This window comes from Pelagibacterium sp. 26DY04 (genome assembly GCF_031202305.1).
Classification (GTDB): Bacteria; Pseudomonadota; Alphaproteobacteria; order Rhizobiales; family Devosiaceae; genus Pelagibacterium.
This window is the reverse complement of record NZ_CP101731.1, coordinates 1,582,026-1,596,451: the sequence shown is the minus strand read 5'-3', so window position 1 is coordinate 1,596,451 and position 14,426 is coordinate 1,582,026. Positions and strand designations below refer to the sequence as shown.

Here is a 14,426-nt window from a genome sequence, read left to right as displayed (position 1 = left end):
TTATGACTTCGTTTTCGACATTTTCCCCGATCTGTAGATAGATTGTCCTCAATATTGGGACAGTTTGAGGAGGCAATCACATGGACGATATGGATCGCAAAATCCTCTCGGTTCTACAATCGGATTCGAGCCAGTCGGTTGCCGAGATGGCCGAAAAAGTGGGACTTTCCCATACCCCGTTCTGGCGGCGATTGAAGCGGCTGGAGAAGGACGGGGTGATCCGCGAGCGGGTTTCGATCCTCGATCCGCAAAAGCTCGGGCTCGACATCACGGTGTTCGCCAACATCAAATTGCGCCAGCATGACGAGGAGACGCTTGAAGCCTTCGAGCGCGAGGTGGCGGCGTTTCCCGAGGTGGTGGAATGTTATTCCATGAGCGGAGAGACCGACTATGTGGTTCGTGCGCTGGTCGCCTCGATCGAGGAATATGAGCGGCTTTTGAAGCGCAAGCTGTTGCATTTGCCGGGCGTTGTGGCCATCAACTCGCATTTCGCGCTCAAGTGCATAAAGCTGACGACGCGCCTACCGCTTTAAGCAGGGAGAGACGGTTTGAAAATTCTTGTACCGGTCAAGCGGGTGCTCGATGCCAATGTCGCCGTGCGGGTGAAATCCGACGGCACGGGGGTCGAGCTCGCGAACCTGAAAATGAGCATGAACCCCTTTGACGAGATCGCCGTCGAAGAGGCGGTCAAGCTCAAGGAAGCGGGTGTGGCGAGCGAGATCGTCGCGGTCTCCATCGGGCCGGCGCAGGCCCAGGATACGCTGCGCACGGCGCTGGCGATGGGGGCTGATACTGCGGTGCTGGTCAAGACCGACGAGACGGTGGAACCGCTGGCTGTGGCCAAGCTGCTCAGGGCGATTATCGAGCAGCAGAACCCGGATATGGTGATCATGGGCAAGCAGGCGATCGACGACGATTCCAACCAGACAGCGCAGATGCTCGCCGCCCTGCTCGGCTGGCCGCAGGCGACGTTTGCTTCGAAAGTGGTGATCGATGGCGGCAAGGCGATCGTGACGCGCGAGGTCGATGGCGGGCTCGAGACGCTGGAGATGGCGCTGCCGGCGGTGATCTCCACCGATCTGCGCTTGAATACGCCGCGCTATGCCTCGCTGCCCAATGTGATGAAGGCCAAGAAAAAGCCGCTCGACGACGTGGATGCGGCGAGCCTGGGCGTTTCCCTCGCGCCGACGCTGAAGGTGGTTTCGACGGCCAGGCCAGCCGATCGCAAGCCGGGGTCGAAGGTGGCCTCGGTGGCCGAATTGGTCGACAAGCTCAAGAATGAGGCGCGGGTGATATGACGATTCTGGTTGTTGCCGAACACGACAATACCGATCTGGCGATTGCCACCGGTAAGGCGGTCGCCGCCGCACAGAAGATCGGCGGGGATATCCATGTGCTGGTGGCTGGCGCGGGCTGCGCCGCCGTGGGCGAGGCGGCGGCGAGGCTCGATGGCGTGGCCAAGGTGCTGGTGGCGGACAATACCGTTTATGAGCATCAGTTGGCCGAGCCGGTTTCCGAGCTGATCGTCAACCTTGCCGGCGGGTATAGTCACATCGTTGCGGCGGCGACGACTTCGGGCAAGAACACGCTGCCGCGCGTCGCGGCGCTGCTCGATGTGATGCAGGTGTCCGACATCACCGCCGTGCTGGGCGAAAAGACCTTCGAGCGGCCGGTCTATGCCGGGGCCGCCATCCAGACCGTGGAGGCAAGCGCCGACAAGGTTGTGGTCACCGTGCGCGCTTCGGCGTTCGATGCGGTCAGCATGGGCGGATCGGCGAGTATCGAGGCGGTGGATTTCATCGCGTCCGAGCCCAAGGCCAAATTCGTTTCGCGCGAAACCGCCGCGAGCGAGGGGCCGGAACTGGCCAATGCGCGGATCGTGGTGTCCGGCGGGCGGGCGCTGGGTTCGGAAGAAAAATTCAACGAAGTGATCAAGCCGCTGGCCGAAAAGCTCGGCGCCGCCATCGGGGCATCCCGCGCCGCCGTCGATGCCGGCTATGCGCCCAATGACTGGCAGGTGGGCCAGACCGGCAAGGTCGTCGCGCCAGACCTTTATATCGCGGTGGGGATTTCCGGGGCAATCCAGCACCTGGCGGGGATGAAGAACTCCAAGGTCATCGTCGCCATCGACAAGGACCCCGAGGCGCCGATCTTCGGGGTTGCCGATTATGGGCTGGTGGGGGATTTGTTCGAGATCGTGCCTGAGCTGACGAGGGCGCTGTAGACCCGCTTCAAGCCTTGCCTCCCCCTTCCTTCTCCCCTGGTGGGAGAAGGTGGCCGCGAAGTGGTCGGTGAGGGGGCCGCCGCGTTTCAGGAAGCACCGATAGTGGAGGCGCGGGAGAACCATCGATGGTTCCTGGAGCACCGCTTCTGAGTTCGAGTTAGCTCCTCCCCATCCACCTCGTCGTCTTCGGGCTTGACCCGGAGACCCGCAACCTGGCCGGCTCCGCTGAAGATGTTTTCTAACTCAGCCCGGCTGCGCTCCCAGCCGGACGACGGCGCGGGCGCCGGTGGAAATGGCGGCGGCGAGGCATGCCGCTGGCGCCTCTCCGCGCAGTTCGGCGGCCAGAAACCCGGCGAGGAAAGCATCGCCGGCGCCTGTGGTATCGATCACCTCGACGGCCTGCGCAGGCAAAGCGATGGGTGCCGCGTCGCGCGCAGCGAGGATTGCGCCGTCACGGCCTCGCTTGAGGACGATCCGAGGGAAGCTGGCGAGAAGCCGATCGATCTGGCCTTGCGGATCCGCAGTGCCGGTCAGCAGCGCAGCCTCTTCCGCATTGGGGAAAAGAGTTTCCACGCCGTCGAGCCAATCGAGGAAGGATTGGGGACCGACCGCCTGGAGCGGGCTGGTAGAGGCCGGATCGACGCTGACGGGAATGTTTTTTGCCCGCGCGGCGGCGGTCAACGCACGAACGGCGGCACGCGGCGTTGGCTCAAACAGGGCGTAACCTGAGATGTGGAGGCGGTCGGTGCCCTCGAGCAGACTCGCGGGGAGATCGTCTTCGGCGAGGTGAGCATTCGCCCCCCGATCGGTCAAAAAGCTGCGCTCGCCGTCGGGATCGACCATGCAGATCAGGGTGCCGGTGGGGTGGGCCTCGTCTGCGGCGAGGTGGGCAGTCACGCCCTGCCCTTCGAAATGGCTGTCGAGCCGGGCGGCATCGGCGCTGCCGACCCGTGCGGCGAAATGGGCATCGACGCCCAGGGCGGCGAGCCAGACGGCCTGATTGGCACCCGAACCGCCGGGCATCTGGCGGATGGTCGCGGGCGTGTCGGTGCCGCGCGCGATGGGAGCATCGGGGCGGACGAGGATGTCGGTGATAACATCACCGACCACGAGGATGCGGGCGGTCATCGCCGCACCCAGGGATGCGATATCGCTCCTGGCATGAGCGTCAGTCCTGCGCCGAAAGCGCGACGGCGATTTTGGCGGCCACGGCGGCGTTGTTTTTGACCAGCGCGATATTGGCGACGAGGCTCTTACCGTCGGTCAACTCGAAAATCCGGTTGAGCAGGTATGGCGTCAGGTCCTTGCGGGTGACGCCCTGTGCGTCGGCATCGGCGATGGCGGCGGCGATGCGGGTGTTGATCTCGTCGGCATCGAGCGCGTCGGCCTCGGGGATGGGATTGGCAACGAGAACGCCGCCGTTCATGCCGAGCTGGGCCTGGGTGGCGATCAGGGCCGCGACCTCCTCGGGAGTGTCGAGGCGGTAGTCGACGCCGTGGCCGGATTCACGCGCGAAGAAGGCCGGGAACGCGTCGGTACCGTAACCGATAACCGGAACGCCATTGGATTCAAGAACTTCCAGGGTTTTGGGAATGTCGAGAATCGACTTGGCGCCGGCACAGACCACGGCGACGGGGGTTTGGGCCAGCTCGGTCAAATCGGCGGAAATGTCGAAAGTGGTCTCCGCGCCGCGATGCACGCCGCCGATGCCGCCGGTGGCGAACACCTTGATGCCGGCCATGTGGGCGATCTGCATTGTGGTGGCGACCGTGGTGCCGGCGGTGAGCCCCCTGACCAGGATGGCGGCAAGGTCGCGGCGGGAGGCCTTGGCGGCCTTGAGCCCGGTCTGGGCGAGTTCCTCCAGCGTTTCCCCCGCGACGCCCACATGGCACTTGCCGCCCATCACCGCGATGGTCGCGGGCAGCGCGCCATTGTCGCGCACCACCTGTTCGACCGCCAGCGCGGTCTCAAGGTTCTGCGGATAGGGCATGCCGTGGGTGATGATCGTCGATTCGAGCGCCACGACCGGCTGGCGGTCGGCCAGCGCGTATCTGACCTCGGGGGAGATGGAAAGGAAATCGGACATGGGATGGCGCCTCTGTGTTTCGCGGCGATGCAGAGCACAGGTGGGAAGGGAGTGCAAGCGGGACCATTCTGCCCCTCAAGGCATCGGAGCATATCGAGGCTCGAATCGACATGTTGCCAACCGACCCCTCAACACCGCAGACGCGGCCATTCAACACCATCAATATGGGGACGTTGTTGCCATCGATGCGCGGCTTTGCCGTTTCATCGCTAACGCGCTGGAAGAGCTGACGAAACTGATCGTCACCTATCTCGCCAGCGATCTGGTTCCCCTGCCCGTCTGAGGGAACCGGCGCAGCAGCAAGCTCGTTACCCGATCACGCTTTCGGAGGCGAGTTTGCCAGCAACCAGCAGCAGCGGAAGAGACGGTGGCAGCATGATGCCGATGGGCCTGCTGCGCGGCGTGGGGGCGGCGCTGATCTTTGCGCTGCCCATGCTGATGACCATGGAGATGTGGGAGCTGGGCGTCACGCTGGACCGCTGGCGGCTGGTGGGCCTTTTGGCCGTGAGCTTCCCGCTTTTCCTGCTGCTCTCGCGCGAGATCGGGTTCGAGCCTACGCGGGAATGGCATGAGGATGTGCGCGACGTGACGATCGCCTATGGCATCGGGATCGTCACCAGTGCCGCCATCATGAGCGTCCTCGCCATTCTTGGAGATCCGGGAACGCCCAGCGAGATCGCCGGGCGGATCGCCATCCAGACCGTCCCCGCCGCGTTGGGCGCCATGCTGGGGCGCGCGCAATTCAGCGACGAGGAGGGCGATCCGGGCCAGAAGGAGGAAACCTTCGGGGGCGAATTGATCATCATGGCGGCGGGGGCGCTGTTCCTGTCGTTCAACGTGGCGCCGACCGAGGAGATGCAGCTTATCTCCTTCCGCATGGGTGCCTGGCACGCGCTGGCGCTGATCCCGCTGTCGCTGGCCATCATGCACGCCTTCGTCTTCGCCGCGTCTTTCGCGGGTGGCAGCGAGCTTTCGCCCGACACGCCGTGGTGGAGCGCGTTCCTGCGCTTTACGGTTTCCGGCTATGTGACCGCGTTGGCGATCAGCGTGGTGGTGCTGTTTTTGCTCGGCCAGCTCGATGGAATGAGCATCGAACGCGCGTTGCGGGTGACCGTGGTGCTCGGATTTCCCGCCGCTATCGGCGCGGCAGCGGCGCGGCTGATATTGTAGAGGATCCAATGGCGACCAAGGCGCAGACGCAAACCAGGACACGGCGGCAGACCAAGGATAAGAGCGGCGAGGGCGAGCCGCGCCAGCAGAACGGGCAGGCCGAAAGAATTGAATGGATCGTGGCCGCATTCAGTTCGGTGATCGTTCTCGCGCTGGCCGGGTTCATTCTCTATGAGGCGATCACCAAGACAGGCAGCGAACCCGATATCAGGTTCGAATTTGCCAAAGCGGTGCCCATGAGCGAAGGCCACGCCATCGAGTTCCTTGTGCACAATGATGGCCATGTCACAGTGGCCGACGTGCAGATCGAGGGAACGGCAGAACTGGGCGGCGGCGAGAGCGAAACCAGCACGGTGACGCTGGATTATCTGCCAGCGGAAAGCGACACCGAAATCGGCCTGGGATTCTCCCAAGAGGTGAACCCGGAGCAGGTTACGCTCCGGGTTCTTGGCTATACCTATCCGTAGTGGTTGCGGCCCCGCCTATCGCGGACCGCTCTTCACCCCTGAAGGTCGGCCGGCAGCAGATCGGCCGGGATGTTCTGGTAGGAGACGGGCCGCAGGAAGCGGCGGATTGAGAGGGTGCCGACCGAGGTGGCGCCGAAGTTTGTCGAAGCGGGATACGGGCCGCCATGCACCATGGCATCTGCAACTTCAACGCCGGTGGGGAAGCCATTGGCGAGGATGCGGCCTGCCTTGCGCTCGAGCACCGGCATCAGCTTCTGGCCCAGTTCGGTGTCGCCGCCTTCCATATGCAGGGTACAGGTGAGCTGACCCTGGAGGCTCCTGGCGACCTTGAGCATCTCATCGGCGTCCTTGACACGCACCACGAGGCCCAGGGGACCGAAGACTTCCTCGCCCAGTTCATGGTTTCCGAGCCAGGTCTCGCCGTCCGTCTCGAAGAGATAGGGCGTGGCGTTGCGCAGGTCGCAGGTCGAGGTCAAAAGCTCACGCACGCCGGCCGAGCCGGCGATGCGATCACGACCCGAGCGATAGGCCGTGGCGATGCCGTCGGTGAGCATGGTCTGGGGACCGACTTCCGAGAGCGCGCCCTTGGCGGTTTCGACGAAGGTGTCGGCGTCGGGGCCGTCGACCACCACGGCGATACCGGGATTGGTGCAGAACTGGCCGGCGCCCATGGAGAGCGAACCCGCCCAGCCCGTACCGATTTCGGCGCCGCGCGCCTTGGTAGCGCCGGGGAGCACGAACATGGGATTGACCGAGCCGAGCTCGCCGAAGAACGGGATGGGTTCGGGGCGGGCGGCGCAGAGGTCATAGAGCGCCCTGCCCCCGCCGAGCGACCCGGTGAAGCCCACGGCCTTGATCAGCGGGTGCTGGACGAGGCTGCCGCCGACTTCGCGGTTGCCGCCCTGGATCAGCGAGAAGACGCCGGGATGCAAATTGAGCTTCTGCCGCGCGGCGTGGATGGCCTCGGCGACGATCTCGCCGGTGCCGGGATGGGCCGAGTGGCCCTTGACCACGACGGGGCAGCCGGCGGCCAGCGCGGCGGCGGTGTCGCCACCGGCGGTGGAGAAGGCCAGCGGGAAGTTGGATGCGCCGAATACGGCAACCGGGCCGATGGGGCGCTGGACCATCTTCAGATCCGGGCGCGGCAGCGGCTTGCGGTCGGGCAGCGCTTCATCATGACGGCGATCGAGATAGTCGCCCTTGAGGATGTGGGAGGCAAAGAGGCGAAGCTGACCGGTGGTGCGGCCACGTTCGGATTCGAGCCGGGCGGGTGGCAGGCCGGTTTCCTGGCTGCCGATTTCTGTGATCTCGGCGCCGCGCGCTTCGATCTCGTCAGCGATGGCATTGAGGAATGCCGCGCGATCCTCGCGGGACGAATAGCCATAGGACCAGAACGCTTCTTCGGCCGCCTTGGCGGCGCGGTCCACGAGTTCGGGCGTGCCCACGGCGAAATCGTGGGACGGCCCGGTCGCCGGCTCGGACGCGAAGGTCCCTGCCCCTTCGACCCATTCGCCCGCGATCAAGTGCTTCCCGTGCGGTGTGAACGCCATGGTGTAATCTCCTCGGTTTTACGCTGAATGGCCATGGGCGACTGCCCTTGGGCCGTATGAGTAGTGCAGGCATACAAGCATTTCAATTGCCGCCAGACCAGAGCGACAATCGTATAAGCGAAACGTATAAGCGAAATCACGCGCGAGCGGCGGTCCAGCTCACGATCTGACGCAGCAGGCCGTCGAGGGCGGAATTGAGCGCGGCGACGACCTCCACCTGCTCAAGCGAAGCAGCGGGCACATCGGCCGAGAAGGTCTGGCTGGCCATGACGTTGCGGCTGCGGTCATCGACGAGCTGGATGGCGAGCGACACCCGGGCCAGCGCACCGCCGGTGGTGGTATCGAGCTCGAAAGCGCGAATATCGGTGGAGAGGATCACATCGAGCGCGATGGGATCAGTGGGCTTGCCGATATTGGTGACGCCGGCATCGCGGAAGGTTTGCAGCATGCGGGCCTGGACGAGCAGCGGCAGGGTGTCGGACCATTGGGAGTCGCTGAGATAGCTCAGCACGCCGCCCGGCTGGCGGACGACGATGCGCTGGGTGTCGTAGGTGGCGACGGTGGACGGCTCGCGCACGACGATGGCGCGGTTGGACCGGCGTGGAACGGCGCCGGGGGAGCCGGGGGTGAGGTCATAGGTGACGGGTGCCGAGGCGCCGAGGCTGAGACAGCCGGCCAGGGTCGATGTCAGGCCGATGGCGGCGACGGAAAGAAAGGCGCGGCGTCCGAGTTTGGCTGTCATCTGGCTCTTCCCTTGCTTGTGGTCGTCGCGCTGCTACGGCGTGAAATCGCGCACCGTCTCGCCGCCGAACACCAGGGACTGCGGATTGCGCTCGATTTGTTGCATAACGCGGTTGAACAGCTCAAGGCTCCGTATCGCTTCGGTCGCGAGCGTCTGATAGGCGCCCAGGCCATTGTTGGTGAAGCCGATGATGCCATCGGAGATGGCCAGCGTACGATCATCCAGAGCATTGGCGAGTTCTTCGATCGAGACCGCGGCGGCCGAGATGTCGGAAATGAAGCGCTGACCTTCGCTCGACTGCGCGATAGCGTTGAGGCTTTCGGACAGCTCACGGATCGAGGTGGCGGCGGCCGAGAAATCGGCGAACAGATTCTGCCCGTCCTCGGAAGCGACCATGGAATCGACGCGCTGGATGAGCTGGCGCAAGGCGGTCGCTGTCTCTCCGATTTCGGCGAACAGCATCTCCCCATCCTCGGTCGTGATCATGCCATCGATGCGGGCGATGATGGTATCGGCGCGCTCGGTGGCGTTGCCCAGGGTTTCGGTGAATGCGCGGGTGTTGGTCAGGATCTCATCGACATTGGCGGCATTGTTGCCGAGGGCCTGGGAGAAGGCGTCGATATTTTCCATGGCGCGGGCGATGACGTCGGGATCGACCGAGGCCGATGCCCGGTCGATGAGATCGAGCGTGCTCTGGAGCCCGTCCGACACGCCGGACAGGTTGCTGGCCAGCGCCCGGGCATCGGTGAAAAAGCCCTCGATGTTGTCGTTGTTGTCGGCCAGGGTCTGGGCGAAGCTGCCGACATTGGCGACGGTGGAGCGCACCTCGTCGGGCGGGATGGCGGCAACGATCTCGCGTATTTGGACGGTGAGATCGCGCAACTCGTCCGCGAGCGGACCGATGCGCTCGCTGGTTTGCGTCATCGAGGCGAGGAAGCCGTCGATGGATTCTGAATTGGACGCCAGGGCCGTCGAGAAGGTTTCCGCATTGGCGATGGTGGTCGAAAGGCTTTCGCGGTTTTCAGATACCAGGATCTCGAGTTCGGCGAAGGTCGAGGAAACGCTTTCGAGCGTGTCGGTAAAATGGCTCACCACGGCGTTGACGTCGAAATCCCCGGCGCCTCCTGCCCCGTTCACGAGTTGGGCGAGACCGGCGGAAAGCTGGTCGATGTTGTTCAGCGTCGAGGCGAGGCTTTCCTCATTGTCGGCGAAAAAGCCGTCGATGCGGGCAAAAGTGGATTCGGCACTGGCCACGATATCGCGGGCGCCCTCCATGATCATCTGGAAGTCGGAAGCCTCGCCCATCATGGTAGGGATGGTTTCACCCGGGCCGGGCTCGAGCGGGCCTGCTTCGAGCGTTCCGCCCAGGAGCTGGATGTTGGCGATTCCGGTGAGGCCCTGCACTTCGAGCAGGGCGCGGGTGTCGGCCATCACCGGCGCATCCGCTTCCACGCCAATACGGGCGACGACCTGGCTGGGGTCTTCGGGATTGATGGCCACCATCTCGACGGTGCCGACCGGCAGGCCGTTGAACAGCACATTGGTGCCGACGTTGAGCCCGGTCACGGCGCCGTCGAAGATGATACGATAGGCGGTGCGCTCACGAACGCTGTCGGCAATGGTGAACCAGTAGATAAAGCCCATAAACCCGGCGATCACCAAGGTCACGAAGGCGCCGACGATGGCGTAGTTTGCTTTGTTTTCCATCGTTCACCTTTGCTCTAGGTGCTTGGCGCGCGGCCCGTGAAAGTACTCGACCAGCCAGGGATCGTCCGCGCCTAAAAGCTCATCGAGCGTACCCACCTTCAAAAGCTTTCCTTTCCCCAATGCAGCGATACGGTCGCAAACCGTGACGAGGCTGTCGAGGTCATGAGTCACCATATAGACCGTCAGTCCCAGCGCGTCCTTGAGATTGAGGACCAGTTCGTCGAACCTGGCGGCGCCGATGGGATCAAGCCCGGCGGTGGGTTCGTCGAGGAATACGATATCGGGATCGAGCGCCAGGGCGCGGGCGAGCGCGGCGCGCTTGATCATGCCGCCGGAAAGCTCGGACGGATAAAGGTTTTCCGAGCCGGGATTGAGGCCCACGAGGTCGATCTTGAAGCGGGCGATCTCGCGGCGGAGCTTTTTGGGGATGCCAAGGTGCTCACGCATGGGAAATTCGACGTTTTCGAGCACGGTCAGCGAGGAGAACAACGCGCCCTGCTGGAAGAGAACGCCCCAGCGCCGCTCGATAGCGACGCGTTCCTTGGTGGGAAGATTGGCGTAGTTCTCGCCGAAAACCTCAATGGCGCCGCCCGTCTTGGGCAGCAGGCCGATGATGGTGCGAAGAGTGACGGACTTCCCCGAGCCCGACGGGCCGATAATGCCGAGCACTTCGCCGCGGCGGACATCAAGGCTGAAGCCGTCGATGACCTTGCGGTCGCCAAAGGCGACGACGAGGTTCTTGATCGAGATGATGGGATCGGGGAGCGCGCTATCGACCATGACTAGAACCCGATGGCGGCAAAGAACATGGCGAACAGGCCATCGGCCACGATGACCAGGAAAATGGCGCGGACCACCGAAGCGGTGGTGTGACGGCCCAGGGACTCCGAGCTGCCGGCGACCTTGAAGCCTTCATTGACGGCGACGAGCCCGATGATGACAGCCATGAAGGGAGCCTTGACCAGTCCGACCATCAGCGTACGCACGTTCAGGGCGCCCTGGAGGCGATCCAAGAAGATATCGAGCGGAATGCCGCCATAGATGAGGGCAACGATGGCGGCGCCGGCCAAGCCCGAAAGGGCGCCGATGAAGGCCAGGAATGGCAGGCCGATCAACAGGGCCAGCATGCGCGGCAGGATCAACACCTGATAGGGATCGACGCCCATGACCGAGAGGGCGTCGAGTTCCTCGCGCATGCGCATGGAGCCCAATTCGGCGGTGATGGCCGAGCCCGAGCGGCCCGCTATCATAATGGCGGCGAGCAGCAGGCCGACCTCGCGCAGCATCAGAATGGCGGCGAGATCGACGACGTAGATGGCGACGCCGAAATTGTTGAGTTGAAGGATGGATTGCTGGGTGATGATGGCACCTACCACCACCGAAATCAGCACCACGATGGGCACGGCGCGCAGGGCGATCAGATCGAACTGATTGACTACCGCTGCAAAGCGGAACGGTGCGCGAAACGCAAGCGTCGCGCCGACGGCCGCGAGGGTGCGGCCAAGAACGGCGTGGATGGTCACGAGATCATCGAGCGCGTTGAAGCTCATATGGCCGAGACTGTCGAAGGGGCGAAGCAGCCAGGGCAGCTTTGCCGGTCGCTCGATCGGGTGCGCTTCAACCGAATTGACATGGGACAGCAGCGCCGCCTGGGCCGGGCTGGCGCCGACGATGGAGGTTTCCACGCCCTCCCCGAAAGCATCACGCCGGCGCACGAGCATCCAGGCACCGACGGTATCGAGGGCGACCACATTGCCAAGATCGAATTCGAGATGATCGGGTCTGCCGACATCGGCGAAGGCGGCATCGATGCGCGACTGAAGCTGCCTGGCGCGGCGGGTGGTCCATGCTCCAGAGAGCCGCACCACGGTTTTGCCGTCGGCGCGCGAAAGCTCGATCTGCGGCTCCCGGTCTTCGCTCATCAGTTCGGAATCGCCCCTGGCATCCGGCACAATGGCCTCAGTTAGCACGCCAATTTCCCATTGTCACAATCGGAGCGTGCTCGGCCGGCGCAAGGACGGCGAGTGATGCATTTGTGCACGTCGAGGCTCATGCCCGGCCGCTTCATAACCGGCATCTAGTTGGCGAAGCGGCGGGCTCCGGCGACGCAGAGGATCACGGCAACGGTGACCAGCAACATCAGCGGAGTCACCGACTCGCGCAGCAGCGTTGCCGCCAGGGCAAGGCCGAAGAAGGGCTGGAGCAGTTGAAGCTGACCGACGGCGGCGATGCCACCCTGGGCAAGCCCGCGATACCAGAAGACAAAGCCGATCAGCATGGAAAACAGCGAAACATAGGCAAGGCTGAGCCAGGCCGGGGTTCCGATGTCCTCCAAAGTAGGAGGCAGGTAGAGCAGCGTCAGCAATGCCATGATCGGCAGCGAGAGGACGAGAGCCCAGGAGATGACCTGCCAGCCGCCGAGCCTGCGCGAAAGCCTTGCGCCTTCCGCATAGCCCAGCCCGCAGACGATGATGGCGGCGAGCATCAAGAGGTCACCCGTGGGTGAGGCCGATACCCCCTGCGCGAGCGCAAAGCCAGCGACCAGGACGCTGCCGAGTACGGAGAAGATCCAAAAAACAGGTCGGGGCCGTTCGCCGCCGCGCACGACCCCAAAGATGGCAGTCGCCAACGGCAAAAGGCCGATGAACACGATGGAATGAGCGGATGTTACATGCTGCAGTGCCAGAGCGGTGAGCAGCGGGAAACCGACGACAACGCCTAACGAGACGATGAACAGGGAAAATAGATCGGCTCGTGCGGGCCGCTTCTGGCGGAAGACAACCAGAAGAACAAACGCCAGAACGCCGGCGATTGCGGCGCGCGCGACGGTGAGAAACACCGGATCGAACTCCTGCACGGCGATCCGGGTGGCGGGCAAGGACCCGCTGAAGATGATGACGCCAACAAGTCCGTTGATCCAACCGCTCGCCGATCTGTCCATTGCCGGGACTCCTATCATATCGCGCGGTCTTTTCGGCTGGAGGCGCTGGATTTTCCAGATACGGATCAGTACAATTCTGAAGAACTGTACTGAGGCAAAGAGCAATACGGGATGGGCGCGCGGATCGAATTGGTGATGAAAACGGTTCGGCAGCGGATCGTGACGCGGAACCTGACGCCCGGAGCGAGGCTGCCTTCGATCCGAGCTTTGGCGGGTACGCTCCAGGTATCGGCCTCGACCGTCGCAGAAGCCTACGAACGGTTGGTCGCCGAGGGTGCAATCGTATCGCGGCCCGGCTCGGGGTTTTTCGTTGCCAACAAGACCGCTCCGCTCTGTCTGGCTGGTGCAGGGCCCAAGCTCGACCGGGCTATCGATCCGTTCTGGGTGTCAAGGCAATCACTCGAAGCCGGTGGGGACGATCTCAAACCCGGTTGCGGATGGTTGCCGCCATCATGGCTCGCCGAGGGTGATTTGCGGCGCGCATTGCGAACGGTCGCGCGGGGGCCGATCACCGATCTTTCCGACTATGGTACGCCGCTCGGTCACCCGGCGCTGCGCGGGCTTATTGCCCGGCGGGCGGCCGAGCAGGGTATCGAGGTGCCGCCCGACCAGATCGTGCTCGTTGAATCGGGAACGCAGGCGATCGATCTATTGTGCCGGTTCCTGCTCGAACCTGGCGACACGGTGCTGGTCGACGATCCATGCTACTTCAACTTTCATGCGCTGTTGCGAGCTCACCGCGCCCGCATGATAAGCGTGCCGTACACGCCGAATGGGCCGGACGTCGAGGCATTGGCGAGTGTGCTGGCCGAACATCGGCCGCGGCTCTACATCACCAATTCGGCCATCCACAATCCCACGGGTGCAACGCTTTCGCCGGTCATCGCGCATCGGGTACTCAAGCTGGCCGAGGAATTCGGGCTCACAATCATCGAGGACGAGATTTTCGCCGATTTCGAGGAAGCCCCCGCCCCGCGGCTGGCTGCATTCGATGGGTTGGAGCGGGTGATCCAAATCGGGAGCTTTTCCAAGACGCTGTCGGCTTCGGCGCGCTGCGGATACATCACGGCGCGGCGCGATTGGATCGAGGGGTTGATCGACCTCAAGATCGCCACCTCGTTCGGCGGCGGACGGCTCAACGCGGAACTGGTGCATGGCGTCCTGAGCGATGGCGGTTATCGCAAGCACATGAACGGGCTCCGGCGCCGCCTCGCCAAGGCGATGTTCGAGACCACCGCGAAACTGAACGATATCGGCATCGAGCCGTGGGTGGAGCCGCGGGCAGGTCTGTTTCTGTGGTGCAGGCTACCCGGCGGCCGCGATGCAGCGGAGATGGCGCGGGCGGCACTGACTCGAAACGTGGTGCTTGCTCCAGGCAATGCCTTCAGCCTCTCGCAATCGGCTGGCGGCTTCATGCGCTTCAACGTCTCGCAAATGCGCGACGAGCGAATCTTCGAGGTGCTGCGCGCGGTTGTCGCGTAGGCGTAGACCGGGCCGAAGCGCGACATTTTTACACATGCCTGATCGGTGTCGGGAGCG

Annotated in this window: 14 protein-coding genes; 6 read left to right on the top strand and 8 right to left on the bottom strand. The window is 63.8% G+C overall.

Going from position 1 to position 14,426, the window contains the following annotated elements:
* Nucleotides 1-80 precede the first annotated feature (80 nt).
* The 3 genes from NO932_RS07710 to NO932_RS07700 are packed head-to-tail and all read left to right on the top strand — an operon-like array spanning nucleotide 81 to nucleotide 2,224.
* Entirely contained in the window at nucleotides 81-533 is a 453-nt protein-coding gene (locus NO932_RS07710) for an Lrp/AsnC family transcriptional regulator (RefSeq protein WP_309210591.1), read from the top strand.
* Nucleotides 534-548: 15 nt separating this feature from the next.
* Nucleotides 549-1,298 carry an electron transfer flavoprotein subunit beta/FixA family protein gene (locus NO932_RS07705; RefSeq protein WP_309210590.1) on the top strand — a complete coding sequence of 250 codons (750 nt, stop codon included), beginning with the start codon at nucleotides 549-551 and terminating at the stop codon, nucleotides 1,296-1,298.
* Nucleotides 1,295-2,224 (top strand): FAD-binding protein, encoded by a 930-nt coding sequence (locus NO932_RS07700; RefSeq protein ID WP_309210589.1) that lies wholly within the window; start codon nucleotides 1,295-1,297, stop codon nucleotides 2,222-2,224. Before NO932_RS07705 ends, NO932_RS07700 begins: the two co-directional genes overlap by 4 nt.
* A 243-nt stretch (nucleotides 2,225-2,467) precedes the next feature.
* Here the strand turns inward: NO932_RS07700 and NO932_RS07695 are convergent, their stop codons facing one another.
* Together NO932_RS07695 and NO932_RS07690 are read right to left on the bottom strand one after the other, a co-directional pair.
* A complete protein-coding gene (locus NO932_RS07695; RefSeq protein ID WP_309210587.1) occupies nucleotides 2,468-3,352 on the bottom strand; it encodes a PfkB family carbohydrate kinase in 885 nt (294 codons plus the stop codon).
* 40 nt (nucleotides 3,353-3,392) lie between these two features.
* Complete coding sequence (locus NO932_RS07690) at nucleotides 3,393-4,310, bottom strand: pseudouridine-5'-phosphate glycosidase (RefSeq protein WP_309210586.1); 918 nt, start codon at nucleotides 4,308-4,310, stop codon at nucleotides 3,393-3,395.
* A gap of 375 nt (nucleotides 4,311-4,685) precedes the next feature.
* Here NO932_RS07690 and NO932_RS07685 point away from each other — a divergent pair, with 375 nt between their 5' ends.
* Together NO932_RS07685 and NO932_RS07680 are read left to right on the top strand one after the other, a co-directional pair.
* On the top strand, nucleotides 4,686-5,480 hold the full coding sequence (locus tag NO932_RS07685) for a TIGR02587 family membrane protein (RefSeq protein WP_309210585.1): 795 nt from the start codon (nucleotides 4,686-4,688) through the stop codon (nucleotides 5,478-5,480).
* A gap of 8 nt (nucleotides 5,481-5,488) precedes the next feature.
* Entirely contained in the window at nucleotides 5,489-5,947 is a 459-nt protein-coding gene (locus NO932_RS07680; RefSeq protein ID WP_309161634.1) for a hypothetical protein, read from the top strand.
* Nucleotides 5,948-5,979: 32 nt separating this feature from the next.
* Here NO932_RS07680 and NO932_RS07675 read toward each other — a convergent pair whose 3' ends face one another.
* The 6 genes from NO932_RS07675 to NO932_RS07650 form a co-directional block, all read right to left on the bottom strand.
* Nucleotides 5,980-7,497 carry an aldehyde dehydrogenase (NADP(+)) gene (locus NO932_RS07675; protein WP_309210584.1) on the bottom strand — a complete coding sequence of 506 codons (1,518 nt, stop codon included), beginning with the start codon at nucleotides 7,495-7,497 and terminating at the stop codon, nucleotides 5,980-5,982.
* A gap of 136 nt (nucleotides 7,498-7,633) precedes the next feature.
* Nucleotides 7,634-8,239, bottom strand: a complete 606-nt coding sequence (locus NO932_RS07670; RefSeq protein ID WP_309210583.1) for an ABC-type transport auxiliary lipoprotein family protein — start codon at nucleotides 8,237-8,239, stop codon at nucleotides 7,634-7,636.
* 33 nt (nucleotides 8,240-8,272) lie between these two features.
* The gene (locus NO932_RS07665) at nucleotides 8,273-9,946 is read right to left on the bottom strand and encodes an MlaD family protein (protein WP_309210582.1); all 1,674 of its coding nucleotides are present in this window, start codon (nucleotides 9,944-9,946) and stop codon (nucleotides 8,273-8,275) included.
* A gap of 3 nt (nucleotides 9,947-9,949) precedes the next feature.
* Nucleotides 9,950-10,726 (bottom strand): ATP-binding cassette domain-containing protein, encoded by a 777-nt coding sequence (locus NO932_RS07660; RefSeq protein WP_309210581.1) that lies wholly within the window; start codon nucleotides 10,724-10,726, stop codon nucleotides 9,950-9,952.
* A gap of 2 nt (nucleotides 10,727-10,728) precedes the next feature.
* A complete protein-coding gene (locus NO932_RS07655; RefSeq protein WP_309210579.1) occupies nucleotides 10,729-11,916 on the bottom strand; it encodes an ABC transporter permease in 1,188 nt (395 codons plus the stop codon).
* Between the two features lie 107 nt (nucleotides 11,917-12,023).
* Complete coding sequence (locus tag NO932_RS07650; protein ID WP_309210577.1) at nucleotides 12,024-12,887, bottom strand: DMT family transporter; 864 nt, start codon at nucleotides 12,885-12,887, stop codon at nucleotides 12,024-12,026.
* A gap of 111 nt (nucleotides 12,888-12,998) precedes the next feature.
* Here NO932_RS07650 and NO932_RS07645 point away from each other — a divergent pair, with 111 nt between their 5' ends.
* Complete coding sequence (locus NO932_RS07645; RefSeq protein WP_309210575.1) at nucleotides 12,999-14,369, top strand: PLP-dependent aminotransferase family protein; 1,371 nt, start codon at nucleotides 12,999-13,001, stop codon at nucleotides 14,367-14,369.
* Nucleotides 14,370-14,426: the final 57 nt, after the last annotated feature.

Coding starts and splice junctions, on each gene's coding strand:
- NO932_RS07645 (WP_309210575.1), top strand. CDS start 12,999: ATGGGCGCGCGGATCGAATTGGTGATGAAAACGGTTCGGCAGCGGATC.
- NO932_RS07680 (WP_309161634.1), top strand. CDS start 5,489: ATGGCGACCAAGGCGCAGACGCAAACCAGGACACGGCGGCAGACCAAG.
- NO932_RS07690 (WP_309210586.1), bottom strand. CDS start 4,310: ATGTCCGATTTCCTTTCCATCTCCCCCGAGGTCAGATACGCGCTGGCC.
- NO932_RS07685 (WP_309210585.1), top strand. CDS start 4,686: ATGATGCCGATGGGCCTGCTGCGCGGCGTGGGGGCGGCGCTGATCTTT.
- NO932_RS07665 (WP_309210582.1), bottom strand. CDS start 9,946: ATGGAAAACAAAGCAAACTACGCCATCGTCGGCGCCTTCGTGACCTTG.
- NO932_RS07650 (WP_309210577.1), bottom strand. CDS start 12,887: ATGGACAGATCGGCGAGCGGTTGGATCAACGGACTTGTTGGCGTCATC.
- NO932_RS07675 (WP_309210584.1), bottom strand. CDS start 7,497: ATGGCGTTCACACCGCACGGGAAGCACTTGATCGCGGGCGAATGGGTC.
- NO932_RS07660 (WP_309210581.1), bottom strand. CDS start 10,726: ATGGTCGATAGCGCGCTCCCCGATCCCATCATCTCGATCAAGAACCTC.
- NO932_RS07670 (WP_309210583.1), bottom strand. CDS start 8,239: ATGACAGCCAAACTCGGACGCCGCGCCTTTCTTTCCGTCGCCGCCATC.
- NO932_RS07710 (WP_309210591.1), top strand. CDS start 81: ATGGACGATATGGATCGCAAAATCCTCTCGGTTCTACAATCGGATTCG.
- NO932_RS07695 (WP_309210587.1), bottom strand. CDS start 3,352: ATGACCGCCCGCATCCTCGTGGTCGGTGATGTTATCACCGACATCCTC.
- NO932_RS07700 (WP_309210589.1), top strand. CDS start 1,295: ATGACGATTCTGGTTGTTGCCGAACACGACAATACCGATCTGGCGATT.